Origin of the sequence: Rhodopseudomonas rhenobacensis (assembly GCF_014203125.1) — a bacterium.
Lineage (GTDB): Bacteria > Pseudomonadota > Alphaproteobacteria > Rhizobiales > Xanthobacteraceae > Rhodopseudomonas_A > Rhodopseudomonas_A rhenobacensis.
Window position 1 is genome coordinate 220,740 of record NZ_JACHIH010000001.1, and the last position, 13,270, is coordinate 234,009.

General features: G+C 58.2%; 10 protein-coding genes and 1 pseudogene. 3 read left to right on the forward strand and 8 right to left on the reverse strand.

Going from position 1 to position 13,270, the window contains the following annotated elements; all coding sequences use genetic code 11:
- Positions 1 to 61 precede the first annotated feature (61 nt).
- Entirely contained in the window at positions 62 to 1,735 is a 1,674-nt protein-coding gene (locus tag HNR60_RS01030; protein ID WP_184253311.1) for a carbon-nitrogen hydrolase family protein, read from the forward strand.
- 82 nt (positions 1,736 to 1,817) lie between these two features.
- A complete protein-coding gene (locus tag HNR60_RS01035) occupies positions 1,818 to 2,813 on the forward strand; it encodes a LysR substrate-binding domain-containing protein (protein WP_184253313.1) in 996 nt (331 codons plus the stop codon).
- A 132-nt stretch (positions 2,814 to 2,945) separates the two neighbouring features.
- On the opposite strand, the gene HNR60_RS01040 is transcribed toward HNR60_RS01035, so the two are convergent.
- From HNR60_RS01040 to HNR60_RS01075, 8 genes are all read right to left on the reverse strand, one after another.
- Positions 2,946 to 3,257, reverse strand: a complete 312-nt coding sequence (locus HNR60_RS01040) for a hypothetical protein (protein WP_184253315.1) — start codon at positions 3,255 to 3,257, stop codon at positions 2,946 to 2,948.
- Positions 3,258 to 3,826: 569 nt separating this feature from the next.
- Entirely contained in the window at positions 3,827 to 5,767 is a 1,941-nt protein-coding gene (locus tag HNR60_RS01045; RefSeq protein WP_184253317.1) for a DUF3732 domain-containing protein, read from the reverse strand.
- The gene (locus HNR60_RS01050; RefSeq protein WP_184253319.1) at positions 5,767 to 6,252 is read right to left on the reverse strand and encodes a three component ABC system middle component; all 486 of its coding nucleotides are present in this window, start codon (positions 6,250 to 6,252) and stop codon (positions 5,767 to 5,769) included. The genes HNR60_RS01045 and HNR60_RS01050 overlap by 1 nt, the downstream gene beginning before the upstream one ends.
- A gap of 1 nt (position 6,253) precedes the next feature.
- Positions 6,254 to 7,453, reverse strand: coding sequence for an ABC-three component system protein (locus HNR60_RS01055; protein ID WP_184253321.1), 1,200 nt, complete (start codon positions 7,451 to 7,453; stop codon positions 6,254 to 6,256).
- Positions 7,454 to 7,644: 191 nt separating this feature from the next.
- Positions 7,645 to 8,049, reverse strand: a complete 405-nt coding sequence (locus HNR60_RS01060; RefSeq protein ID WP_347339285.1) for a DNA methyltransferase — start codon at positions 8,047 to 8,049, stop codon at positions 7,645 to 7,647.
- A gap of 507 nt (positions 8,050 to 8,556) precedes the next feature.
- Entirely contained in the window at positions 8,557 to 11,367 is a 2,811-nt protein-coding gene (locus HNR60_RS01065; RefSeq protein WP_184253323.1) for a helix-hairpin-helix domain-containing protein, read from the reverse strand.
- A complete protein-coding gene (locus HNR60_RS01070) occupies positions 11,342 to 12,142 on the reverse strand; it encodes a PP2C family serine/threonine-protein phosphatase (protein WP_184253325.1) in 801 nt (266 codons plus the stop codon). The genes HNR60_RS01065 and HNR60_RS01070 overlap by 26 nt, the downstream gene beginning before the upstream one ends.
- Complete coding sequence (locus tag HNR60_RS01075) at positions 12,139 to 12,822, reverse strand: vWA domain-containing protein (RefSeq protein ID WP_184253327.1); 684 nt, start codon at positions 12,820 to 12,822, stop codon at positions 12,139 to 12,141. Before HNR60_RS01075 ends, HNR60_RS01070 begins: the two co-directional genes overlap by 4 nt.
- 113 nt (positions 12,823 to 12,935) lie before the next feature.
- Between HNR60_RS01075 and HNR60_RS24005 the strand changes: the two are divergent.
- Positions 12,936 to 13,203 (forward strand): annotated as a pseudogene (locus HNR60_RS24005) (SOS response-associated peptidase); the annotation flags it as partial.
- Positions 13,204 to 13,270 lie beyond the last annotated feature (67 nt).

A 13,270-nucleotide genomic window follows, 5' to 3' on the forward strand; every position in this document is an offset into this window, starting at 1 on the left:
TGCCCGCGCTCGCCGTCACGGATCGACGGCCTGTAACCGACATAACCACTGGAGTGATCAGATGACGAAGCGACGTTTTCGCGCCGCCGCGGTGCAGACTCTCGCCCGCCTGGGCGATTTCGACTACAACATCGCGCTCGCCACGCGCTATGTCGAGGACGCGGTGCGGCAGGGCGCCGAGCTGATCGTGTTCCCGGAATGCATGGACACCGGCTATTTGTTCGATTCCGCCGAGCATTGCCGCGAGCTCGCCGAGACGCTGGCGGACGGCCCGTTCGTCAAGGCGCTGGCGGCGCTCAGCCGCAAGCACGGCGTCTACATCGCCAGCGGCATCACCGAATGGGACCCGGCGAAGCAAAAGATCTTCAACACCGGCATCATGTTCGACCGCAAGGGCGAAGTGGCCTGCCACTATCACAAGCAGTTCCTGGCGACCCACGATCAGAACTGGTTCGCGTTCGGCGAGCGCGGCTGCCCGGTGGTCGACACCGACCTCGGCCGCATCGGCCTGCTGATCTGTTTCGACGGCCGGATCCCGGAAATCTTCCGCGCGATGGCGATGCAGGGCGCCGAGGTGATCGTCGACATGGCGAATTTCTTCGCGATGGATCAGGCCGACATGTGGGGGCCGGCGCGCGCTTACGAGAACGGCGTCTGGCTGGTCGCCGCCACCAAGGCCGGCTATGAGCGCTCGATCTACTATCCCGGCGGCAGCATGATCGTCGACCCGAAAGGCCGCGTGCTGTCCAAGGTGCCCTACGACACCCACGGCATGTCGATCGCGACCATCGATCTCGACGCTGCCGCCGACAAATCCATCTACACCGCCAACGACAAGATCGCCGACCGCCGGCCCGAGACCTACTGCATCATGGCGCTGCCCTATGAGCAGACCCCGGTCTGCGGCATCGCCGACCGGCCGCTGATTCCGTCGAAATCCGTCACCAAGGTCGCCGCGGTGCAGATCCACGTCACCGACACCACGACGGTCGCGGATGTGCTCGACATGGTCGACCACACCGCCAAGCTCGGCGCCAAGGTGCTGGTGCTGCCGGACTACGCGTTCTCGCCGCAGTACATCCTGTCGGCCAAGGAAGCCGCGGCGCTGGCCGACCAGGCTTCCGCCCATCTCGCCGGCATCTCGGCGATCGCCGCGCGCTACCGCTGCCTGATCGCCGCGCCGATCGTCGAGCGCGCGGCGGCCGGACTCTATGTCACCACGGTTCTGACCGGACCGGACGGGACGGAGATCGGCCGCTATCGCAAGACCCATCTCACCGCCGAGGAGCGCCAATGGGCGGTCGCGGGAGACGCCTATCCGGTGTTCGAGACGCCGTTCGGCCGGCTCGGCGTGATGTCCGGCTATGACGCGGTGTTCCCGGAGAGCTCGCGCTGCCTGGCGATCGGCGGCGCCGATATCATCCTGTGGCCGGCGTCGCTGCGCGAAGCCTTCGAGCGCGAACTGCTCGCGGTGCCGCGCGCCGAGGACAACCGCGTCGCCGTGGTGTTGGCCAATCGCGTCGACTGTCCCTATCCGGGCGGCAGCGTGGTGATCCCGCCGAACGGCTTTCCGCAATGGGACATCAACGTCGCCGCGCCGCGCGTGCTGCGCAACGGCGCGGTGATGCCGAAGCACATCGACCTCGCGGTGTGCCGGCAGAAGCTGATGATCCCCAAGGTGGACATGTTTGCAAACCGGCTGGTCGAGACCTATGCTTCGATCGTCGCGGCCTAGCTGAGCCATCGTGGCGCCGGCGGATCGCGCAACGAAAGCCGCTGGCTCACGCCGGCGGCAGCCGCGAAGGACGGTCAACGGAGTGGCCAAGCCGCAGCGCCAGCTTCGATACGACTGGAATGACGTCGTCTATTTCCTCGAAGTGGCGCGGCAGCGCAATCTGGTTCGCGCCGCGACCAAGCTGAAGGTCGACCACACCACGGTGAGCCGGCGGATCCGCGAATTGGAGCGCTGTCTCGGATCGACGCTGTTCAAGCGCAGCAAGTCCGGTTTCACCCTCACCGAAACCGGACTGCGGCTGCTGCAATATGCCGAAGGCATGGAGAGCCAGGCCAACGCCATCGTCGAGGCGATCGGGGTCGAGACCGCGGAAGCCGGCGGCGCGGTTCGCATCGCCGCGATGGAGGGCATCGGCAGCTTCTATCTCACCCAGTGCATCGGCGACTTCAACAAGATCTATCCGTCGATCCAGATCGAACTGATCACCGACACCCGGCTGCTCGATCTCAGCCGCCGCGAGGCCGATATTTTCGTCAGCTTCTTCCGCCCGCAGGGCAAGCGGCTGTCGGTCAAGAAGGTCGGCGAATTCCGGATCTCGCTCTACACGTCGAGCGCCTATCTCGACGGCCGCGCGCATCCGAAGACGATGAAAGACCTGGAGGAGCACGCCTTCATCGATTTCATCGAGGATCACATCTACAGCAAGGAAAACCGCTGGCTGTCCGACATCCTGCGCCCGGCGCGCACGGTGTTTCGCAGCACCAGCCTGGTGTCGCAATATATCGCGGCGGCGGGCGGCCAGGGCATCGCGATGCTGCCGTCCTATGTGGCGGCGAACCACAGCGGCCTGCGGCCGGTGATGCCGGAATTGTTCACCACGCGCGACATCTGGCTCTCCGTGCACGAAGACCTGCTGCACATCGGGCGCATCAAGGCAGTCACGACATTTCTCGAAAAGCGCTTCGCGGCCGACAAGGCGTTCCTGAATTCCACCTGGAATAAAACCGGCGGCCCAACCGCAATCGCAAAGCCCCGGCGACGCAGCGAGTCAGAGGGCCGGGCAGCCGCGAAGACCTAGATCCTGCGGAGGCCGCGGCCTCCCTGCTGATCCATGGCGGCGCGATCGAAACGCAGATGCGTCTCAGCCAATCCAGCACCTGAGCAAAGGATAACCGCTCCGGTTCGATGACGTCGACCTCGATGGGTCAGCTCAGACGATCCGGGTCTTGCTGATCAGGACACCAACGATGGTCCCGACGCATAACGGGGCTCCCAGAAAGGTCATCGGCCACATGAACACGCACAACATCGTATAGAACTGGCTTATGGTCATGACTGACGCAACAAGCGGAGCGGTGGCCCACGTTGCAGCGTAGGCGAGCAGCAAGACGCCGGCGAAGGTGATCTTCGCCCACGTTATGGACGGGGGATCCAAACGGGTGAAATACGCTGACCCGTAGGCCGACGCCGCGGTCAGTACCGCCCACCATATTGCGAGCAACACCGTCTCTTGCTGGTCCAAGCCCAACGCCTCCGACCAGGCGCTCCCAACGCCCTGCTGCACCGGTCTGATCAAGGCATACTATAAGTACACGAACTACGCCATTCCGTGTCGAGAGCCCCGGACAACATGCCTGGCATCCGGCGGCAGTGAGAGACGCTTTTCAACGGCTTGGAAGGTGCTGGCGGAGAGGGAGTCCGCCCAGAAATGAGAGAAAAGCCCATTCTATTGATATCGAAAGTGCACGCCTTTTGGCTACATACACCTACGCATACACCATGCGCCACGAGAGCTGCAACCCGCGACCGCCATCGCCCCATCCCCATTGTCGATTTCGGTCAAGAACACGGGGAGGTTTTGACCGAGACACGCAATTTGGCGTGTAGTTTGATGGCAGCAAAGGGCCAAGAGCAGGCGCAAGCACACTGCGGCAGAGTGGCTAAGTAATTGTGATTGCAGCGTTCTATCTACATGCTCTCACACCTGCGGTTCCCAATGGGGGAGATCTCGGCTTCCCTCACATCCGGAAGAAATAAGGACGGGCGAGCACGTCATCGACTTACAGGGCGACCATGACGTCGTGCGGTCTATCAGGGCTGCAGATTTGGATCCAACCAATCTTGAGGCACCAGGGATCCGCCCTCCCACCAGTCGTGCTTGAGGTGATCTGTGAAACGCGGGTCGTTCTCGAATTTGGCGTGGTCGGTGACGATAATCTGCATTTGGCCATCAAGTTTCTCGACAACGTCGAAAAGCCACTCGTAGATTTTGCGGACCTCCATCCAGTCATTGTCTTCTTCTCGCTCCCCGTTAGCTGAAGGGAAATATACCTGCGACGGCTGATCGAGGATCAAAAAATTAGGTACAGGACGCTTGTTCGAGGCAAACCATTCGTGGAGAGCCAGATGACCAAGCAAGTGATACCAAACCCAGTTCCGTCCGCTGCCAAATCGCGAAAACGGAATCGTCTCGTCTGCCGTCTCGCTGACAAGCCTCGGCCCACGGAGATCAAATGTGAGAAAGCCGTTCGCATATTCGAGATGCTGCTCGCGAGCCCAATGGGTAATCTGCTGCCCAATACCGCCGAGAAAGGTCGCAGTCTTCGCACGTAAGTCCGACAAGTTAGTCTCTGATTCTAGTTCTTCGATGTCCGTGACCAAAGCGGCCTTCTCAAGTGCTAGCGCCACACGCGACTCGTCGTCGTCGGTCGATATCAGCCGGCGGAACATGTCGATCATGCCAGACAGCCGGGCAACCTCGTGCTTCTGTTCCAACAACGACTTGATCGAGGCTTCCTCTTCCTTCAAGCGTTGAACCTCGCGCCTAAGGGAAGCGATTTCCGAAGTGAGGTTGATAACTTCCGCACGGCGCTTGGAGAGTTGTTCCCGGACATCGATTCTGTCCGAGCTGACCATCGCAAGTTCGACGTTAAGCGCTTCCAAAGAGTGTTTCATTTCCGCCACAGCCGGCGTTACATTCTCCAGCCTACTTTCGCAAACCGGGCACTGCTTGGAATCGTGGTCACCTGCGAGAAGATGCAACGCCGTCAAACGTCGTCGTTGTTCGTTGAGTGCGCGGTCGACGACGTTTTGGTCGTTATCAAAACTCTCCAGAGCTTCAATCTCTTTCTTGATATCCGACCTTTCACGAGTCTTGTTCAGCAGCTCCGTATTAATCTGCTTCAGGAGGTCAAGTTCCGGATCGTCGGTTGATTGGCTATCGGCGAAAAGAGTGGCTTGGAGCCCCAAAGAAACGCTCTCAAGTATCTGCGCCGCCGAACTCCTCGCTGGAATGCCGGTTGGTGTAATTAGACCCAGTCGGGTGCTTTCCGCCACGATTGATAAGAGTTCCGTGTCACGATTGGCGCCGACCGATACACTGCGTTCAAGACCCCGCTCGACCTCTCGCAGTCTCTTCCGCTTGTTGCGGAGCTCGGCTTGCTTTTCGATAATGACGGGGGAGATCGCCCCTAGGTAGTATGGCAACGTTTCTCTTATAGTCTGAGCCAGTTCGCTCTGACGATGAAAAAACAGGTCCGGATTGGCAATCTCATTTTGCTTTTGGAAGCTGTAGATAAGACCTGACCGGAACGTCAACTTCTGTCGCTCGGCCGTGCCGTCGGCCCGAGGAAGAAGTGTGACCCCTACGCCTAGAAGCGATCCGATCTTTTCTATAAGATCATCCCGGCGAGCATTTGGCTTCAAATCACTTATAGGCGGCGTTTCGTGGTCCGGGTTTGGCCGTACGAAGAACTCGTTGCTTGCCGTCCTCCGCACAGGGACGCCACGGCGGGCTACAAACAACCTTTCCGTACCAAAATCGAGCTTCAACGCGAACCATGACACGGAATTCGAAATCACGCCTGCCGGGACTTCGAAACGCGATGCTCCAAGACAGTAATCAACCACGCTTAGCAGTGCAGATTTTCCGCGGCCGCTTGGGCCAGTTAGGATGTTCACGCGACCCAAGTCGAATGGGATTTCGTTAATCCTGCCGTCGAGAGAGTAAAGGACCACGCTCTGGATTTGCATTATGGTCTTACTCCTATCTGTTGGTAGATTTCTCTGTCGTCTCCTGCCTTCGCTAACCACTTCCCGACGAATGCGGCCGCCTTCTGATCGTCATCAAAGGTTTTGTCTGACTTCAAGATCGGGGGGGCCTTCGCCGCTGCGATCAGTCGGCCGTTTTCAACCGAAACCCAGTTAGAGCGCAGCGACGTCAGAACGGCTTCCTTGACCTGCGGAACCAGGGACAGCGTGGACGAGAGCAGGTCGGCTCGAAGTTCTGGGTTATCCCTCAGCCACTTCGAAAACCGGGTTGCGATACTGCGGGGAAGAGCATTGCGGATATCGGGATGCAAGGCCATGGCGACGCCGGGAAACGCAAGGGCTATAGACATGCCCCCATTCGTGACATTGTAACCTTTGGCCACGCTATACACGAGGACACCGAGATAGGCCGGATTAAAATAGTTGGCAAAATCTGTCTGCCGATTGTTCCAGGGAGCAAACGTCATATCATTCGCTCGGCTTGAATTTCGCGATCCAGTGAGGGTGCCAACCGATCATTGTTTCGTTCGCCATGATGTGTAAGACGCCGCGCCGCAGATAATCGAGCTCGACGTCCTTGAGCTTTGCCTGACTTCCCGAGAGTGAGCCGCTTAGAGCGGTTCGGCCGAGCTTTGCCAATTCGGATTCTTCGTCGTCCCGGCCAAGGCAAGCTTCTGCGTCAGGTTCGATCGCACCGAATTTCGCTGCCCAGTGACCGTAAAGCTGATCCTTGAACTCTTGCAATTCCTTAGGCTGCAGCCGCAGACCCTCGAGCCAACGCTTTATGTGCCCATCAGCCTTGTAGACATCGACCAGCGCCCCGGCGACCGCGAATTTGTCCGGAGCATGCCCTATAGCCATCAATTGCTGAACGAACAGCCTCTGCAACAGGCGGGCCTTTTGGTCGGCGTCCGGGTTTGTGATGTCCTCGAATATAGGCAGGCTCGACACGACATACTGGGAAACTAGATCCGTGATTCTCTCTTGGAGCAGCTCCTTACCGATCGCTAATTTCTCCTTCGATCTGAGGCGCTCGATCAAAACCCAGTACCACCAGCCAACTAGCGACTGAGCCAAGCACTCCAGATTTCCGGTCGTGGCGCCGGTGAGGCTTAATCGCTTAACGATCTTCTTGCGAAGGCTTTCAATCACCGCCACGCCGGGCACTATGGTCATGTTCCCAATCAGCACGTCGCGGGTAGCCTCTGGCAATGCCAAGAATGGCTCAACGTTCTTCTTCATGCTACCCGTCGCTCCGGCCGCTATCTGCGTGAGCAAGCCTTTCGCCGCCTTTATGTCCCTCGTTCCTCTCTCCGTCGGTGCTAGAAATTCGACCAGCTTCGCGGAGGGCGACGCTTGGGCAGTGGTAAGCAAAAAGAACGAGGTTTTGCTTGGATCGACAGCGTCGTCCCTCACGAGAGAGGACCAGATGCGAATCGTTTTCCACAAATCAACGCTTCTGTCGGTGAAGGCCTTTGCCTTGGCGGGATCGTGGTGTTTCAGCTGCAAGAGCTCAAAAGCGTCGTCCCTCCCTTCGACGACCACGTCGTCGAAGGTTTCCACTATGAAGCCCTCTGCCGGATCATCCGTGTCCAAGGCTCGGAATAGCGCATACTCACATTGGTAGACATATCCCACCAAAGAATCTGCAGCAGAAAAACTCTCCATCCCAGACAATCGCTAGCTGCCACCCAAGTCGAATCGACTTTGCCGTTAGATTGGCAATCTCCCGCCGCAATTGCAACTTCAAGGCCAGACTGTTGGAGTTTTGCCATAGTAAAAAGCGGTTGGACCGAGGTGCCTAGGCTTTCCGACAACGGACGAGATAGGGTAGCTCGGAACAAGTCATCGCCTAGTTCTTACGCCGATCGCGGGTACCACGCGTTTGAGCCACTAGGGGGCTTTCGACAGCCCCCGCTGCAACGTCCGAGAACGGAATACCGTCCGGGGGTGCGACCTTCCCCGCGAATCCCTACCAAAGGGCTACCTCCATATCGACAAGGTGGGGTTAAGCTCGACTGCGAGGCACCGCCGCCGGTCATCTCCGCCGCGATGATGGTCGTCCCCGAGCCGCTGAACGGCTCCGGGTTCGAATTATTCTCGATCGGGCGCTTCATGCACTCGGCGGGCTTTTGCGTTGAGTGGCCGACCTTCTCCTCGCCGCCTCCAACCAGCGGGTTATTGCTTGGAATGTCCCAGATCGTGCTCTGCTTGTGGTCGCTGGCCCAGTGGGGGCCCCGCCTTTCCAGACCACGTACCAGCACGGCTCGTCCTTCCAATGATAATCGCCGCGGCTGAAAACGCTGATCCGTCGCCGACCATCGACCAAGTCGTCAACGGCGGATTCGCCTGGCTGGAGATCCAGATTGCGCGCAAGGCGCTGAGTGGCGTCGACTTTGTGGTCATCGACGCCAGGCGCGAGAAGATCACTGTGCTACAGAGCAAGCTGGGCCTGGTTCCACCGAGCATGACGAACCGGAGCGGGAAGCCGCACGGGACGCCCTCGTTGAGGTGCTGCGCGGCGATGCGATGGAGGCCCTTACAGGTCTCATCTACATAGACGAAGTGTCGGTCACCTATTGCAACAGTTCCTCTCACGACATCTGGGAGACAGTCGAGCGGGTGGTCGGCTTCAGCCTCGTGACGGTCAGGTTCCTGTAGGACTAGCCCCGGGTGAGCGGCGAAACGCGTGCACCTTCGAACGGCTGTTGTCCAGAATCTAGGCCAGACGCGTGCACTCAACTGTTCCAGCCCAACATGCCTTAATCAAACTACCTACATCGATAGTATGTCGTATTGCCCTTAGCGCTCGACCAGGACAGCGCGATCCCAGCAACAGCAAAATTGATCGTAGCTGGCCACCTATCTGCTCCAACCTGGCAATGGCCCCGCACCGTCCAGCCGGATCGGTTGGGAAGAAAGGCGTCGAATATACATATTCCTCCCTCCGTCCGAGCTTCCTGAGCCGAGATCGTGAGTTGCGAACCGTGCGTACACGTTGGATCGATGGCCCATCCGCCAAGAAATGAGTGATTGCGAGCGATTGCCTGAGGCGATTGTAATACCTGGGTTGTCACCGCATCCAAACGGCTGTCGGTCGGCAAGTGATTGACGATCTTAAATTCTCGCAGTCCGCTTAGCGCGGCGGCACTCCAAAAAGGCTCAATAGACACGGTAAAACCAAGGTCTTTTAGTCGGCCAAACGCTGGATCTGGCGCCGCAACGGTCTGTGTAGTTTGGGCAATGCTTAGGCTAGGATCAACTGGCGGCTGCGGCAGAGGCTTGACCTCACGAGGCGGATCGAGCGGCGGCACCACCGGCGGAGCTACTGCCGTCTCGACGGCGCCATTGTTTGGCTCCTGAGCGGGTCGTTCGATCCGCCGTGGAACCTGTTTCATCGAATCTCCAACCTGCAGCGACCCCGTGGGTTGTAAGGGCACCCATCCAGGCAAACTGACATTAGGCTGAGCGTTGTTCGGTGCGGTTGAGATCTTCGGAGCCGCGGAAGGCACGATTGTCGTCGATCGCGTCGGAGGAGGCGCTGAGGGTGCCGTTGCCGCACTCGGGCCATTACTATTTGCGCCCGCGACGATGAAAGCGGCGAAGCACGCTACCCCGAATACCCAGCGTCGGGCGGCAACGTCGCCGAACACTCGCGCTTTCTCGTCAGCTTCGGCCTGCTTAAACTCAACCCAGATTGCCCGCGCGCGATTGGCAAGATCTGTCCGTGCACGTTGTATTTCAGCCGCGGCTGTCCTAATAGTGATCAAGTCGGCCTTCAATGCCGACTCAAGTGCAACACGCCTTTGAGCGATGTCGGATCTTACTTGTGCAGTATCGCTGGGATTGATCGGTTGACTGGGATTGAAGACAAAACGCCGCTCGTGATCAGAACGCCATGACAGCAGCAATCCTGCAGTCGCGGGCCCGAAACCAGGGATCTGCTCGATTCGTTGTCTCGAGATGTCTGCCGCGGTATAGATACCGTGCGACCGCAACGTCGCTTTCCTTGCGCTACCGACGCTCTTTATTTTCGCGTTTACGAGGCTAAACCGTTCGAGAAAATACTTGAGTTGCATCTCCCGCTGCCTGTGCGAAAGATCCGCCAGGCGCAGCGATTCTTCGGCCGGGAGATCGTTGTGTTCACGAATTCTTAGCTCGGATTGCCGCCTCGCTTCGTTAAAGCGCGAAGCGTCTCCCTCGGTCCTGTAGCGCTGATCCATCTGATCCCAAGCTTGCTTGAGCTGATGTGAACGAGGGCTGTTGGCGCGGGACTGCACCGGATTTCTAAACGCGAAGTATGCGGACGCGCCGAGAGCTCCCAGTCCAATCCAGGGCGGAACATATCCCGATCTCAAAAGAATTGCCGCCGCAACCCCGCCAAGGGTCGACATCACGAACTGTCCAGCAGAACTATCAAGGGAGCCTTTATTCTGAGTGTTTGGCGCGGCCTGGACGGTCGGCATTGCCGAATACAACGACGGCGCGCTTCCCGGATCAGTCACCCCACGAATCGCAGCGATGAGTTGGCCGAGGTCTGGCGGAGTAATCGTATTAATGTTGAGCGGAGATGGAAATGTGACGAAGCCCGGGATGGCCTTTTCGAGCCCGCACCAAGGGCAGTTTGGTGCTGACGAGAAATAAAAATGAGTCGCCGTCGCGCCGCACTTGACTAGCTGCGTCTCGGCTTGCTGCAACAGCGAAATCCAGTCGGCCGATTTAGGTCGCCCGCTATTTGCTCCGCCGGGGCCAAAGCAGGTCTCGAATGCGGTCGCCAGCTCCTTTGGAACATAGGAGAGCGTCGGTGCAAAAGGTGGAGGCTCAGTTTGGGTGCGCGACTTGTCTGCTGAATACGCAAAGCGATACTCAGCGATCGCCCGCTCTTCGGGCATGTCGCCGCGACCAAGGTATCGACCAGAAAAGGGATGCCGACCTAAAAACAGCAAACTGAAGATGGCGACGCCCAATCCAAATGCGTCGTGGTTTGGCGTTCGGTTGATATTTTCCAGTGACTTGCCTTGCAGTTCTGGCGGCGTGTAATCGGGCACTCCTACCGCGCAGTAGAATGTTTTGCCTTCCTTTGAAAACTGAAAGGAATCGCAGTCGATAAGAGTGGCGGTGGCGTCGGCGCCAACTAAGATACCCGAGTGATTCAAATCGCCAATAACACAACCCGCCGAATGTACGGCGGCTACCGCTTTCGCAATGTTCAATGCTGTCCGGAGCAACAATCTATAGTCTGCGCTCGGGAATTCATTCCGCCGACTTGCTGGAGAATACAATTGGTGAACCGGCTTCTGCTTCCCGACGCGCCGCATCGTGAAACCTGCGAACGTGCCACCGCCCTCAAATAGCAGAGAAATCGGGAACGCCGCGTTAATCACCTTCGCCTGCATTCCGGTAGCGACCATGGCAGAGATCTTTTGCTGCCGCTCTCGTGCTTTGTCGGGGTGATAGATTTTAGCTGCGAGTTCTGGTTCGCCGACGATCTCGAAGACAGCCCCTTCGCCACCGCGCCCCAACAGCTTGCCGAGCGGGACCGCTCTCCTCTGCTGATCAAAGATGCTTTTGAGGCGCGACATTGAGAATTCGGCGTGCGAGCAATAGCGTTTTGTCGTCATCCGTCCTGTCGCACACGGACGGACCGTTCAAATAGTTGCACAGTTGTCGCGACAACTTGCGATTCTTCCGAATCCCACCGGACCTGAAGTCGGAAAACATCCGGTTGAAGAAGGGAGGAAACGCACTGCGGGTGGAATAATTCAGAACAAGATGCTCGATACCGTCTGTAAAGACGGCTAGTTCAGACACATAACCTTCAATCTCACTTAACTGAAATGATGGCTCGGGATCGTCAGTTACAAAGTAAGTCGTTGATGCATATTCCCCGTTTGAGGGCCAACTGGCTACGGCCCATTCGTCTGAATTTGTTGTACGATAGACGGCGGCCCCGTCTCCAACATGCAGAACTTTAGCTTTCCCCTCGCCGACTATGCAGCCGACTAGCGTCGCGGCATAGTCGCGGGGAGTAAGCCCAGCAGATCTTGAAATTACCTCAATCCGTCCGCGCATGTCGTCGAGCCAATCGCTCACAATGTCGCGAGAAAGGTCTGCTAAGGTTCCCCCGCCCTGCAGATAGGTCCTAACGTTTCGACAAAAGGCGCGGACAATAATGCGAGAGCCGATAGAGGATCGTTGCGCGGATCCTGCTCCATCAGAACAGACCGCAACCAGCGCGGATTCGTCTCTGCCTGGCACAAAGATGCATGCGCCAGAGTCGTCACAACCTCGGTTTACGCGAAGGTGCGACGTACCGATTGCACTCGCCGTAACCCATTCCCAATCGGGTCCGGTCATCCCGCTGTAGCCCACCCGTCAGGAGCCGTGGGATTTTGCAACGGCACCTGATCGCCTGGATTTGACTTTGAGACAGATGAAAGCGAGGCCGAGAGCCACTGGAAGAACTCTTTGAACTGGAGGCCCTTCAGCTTCAGAGGCTCGCGAACCGCAATCGTACGTAAAATGCCGATATCAGCACCTTCGACGCCCACGGCATAAAACATGAAGGATTTCGCGGCCTCGCCCTCGTGAACGAGATGCGTGGCACGACTCACCGAGTCTGTCGGCGATCCGTCTGTGATCAAAAAGACCCAAGGGCGATAGTGCTTTACGCCAGCGGACCGGTAGGTCGCCTTCCTCTCCCTCAGCATATCGAGCGCTCTCTCGACGGCCTCGCCCATCGGGGTGGCACCCGCGCTTTCGATTTTGGGCGGATAGAAATTATGGATCGTCGCAAAGTCGGATTCGACCTTAACGGGCCCGAAGGTGACGATGGCGACCTCGACTCGCTTGGCCGCCAGGCTGTCCGCCGATAGCTCATCCCGAAATGCCTGAAGACCGTCGTTGAGCTGTTGTATAGGGGCACCGCTCATTGAGCCAGAATTGTCGAGCACAAGGATAACCGGGCATCGATTCTCGGGATTCTCTACGAATTCCACGGCATTGAACGGCTGTTGTGCAAAATCAGCTTCCGACATGTTCGCCCCCAAAAATCGACCAAGTCGTGCATCTCTAAACGATGCGCGAGGCTTTACAACCAAAAGAGGAACGCTGGCTGCCGTTTCCGCCCACTCCACCGCATCCGTAACGCAAACAATGGACGAGGTGGTTGGGCCCGGAGCACCGCTGCGTGGTCCCGTTCAAAAGTTCAGCTAGTTCAATAAGGCCGAGGGCGGAGACATTTGGTTCTCCCTGAAAGAGAGCCGCCCCCTCGCCTGCTTCGCTGGCATCTGGCGAACTGGACGTCAGTGCGGAAGGTCAAGGAAGGCGAAACCTATTCGCCTTCCTGGCGACGGAGCCGAACGCCGAGGTCAAGCGTCGTTCGCCCCAAGGCTATGCCAGTGATCCTGAAGACCCCGGCTGTCAATCTGACATCGGATCTTATTCCACGCCGAAACACAACACATGGGCGGGAAGGCTCACCAC

Excerpts from the sequence above, each read along its gene's own strand:
- HNR60_RS01030 (WP_184253311.1), top strand. The coding sequence starts at position 62 with ATGACGAAGCGACGTTTTCGCGCCGCCGCGGTGCAGACTCTCGCCCGC.
- HNR60_RS01045 (WP_184253317.1), bottom strand. The coding sequence starts at position 5,767 with ATGCAAATCCAGAGCGTGGTCCTTTACTCTCTCGACGGCAGGATTAAC.
- HNR60_RS01050 (WP_184253319.1), bottom strand. The coding sequence starts at position 6,252 with ATGACGTTTGCTCCCTGGAACAATCGGCAGACAGATTTTGCCAACTAT.
- HNR60_RS01055 (WP_184253321.1), bottom strand. The coding sequence starts at position 7,453 with ATGGAGAGTTTTTCTGCTGCAGATTCTTTGGTGGGATATGTCTACCAA.
- HNR60_RS01065 (WP_184253323.1), bottom strand. The coding sequence starts at position 11,367 with ATGTCGCGCCTCAAAAGCATCTTTGATCAGCAGAGGAGAGCGGTCCCG.
- HNR60_RS01070 (WP_184253325.1), bottom strand. The coding sequence starts at position 12,142 with ATGACCGGACCCGATTGGGAATGGGTTACGGCGAGTGCAATCGGTACG.
- HNR60_RS01075 (WP_184253327.1), bottom strand. The coding sequence starts at position 12,822 with ATGTCGGAAGCTGATTTTGCACAACAGCCGTTCAATGCCGTGGAATTC.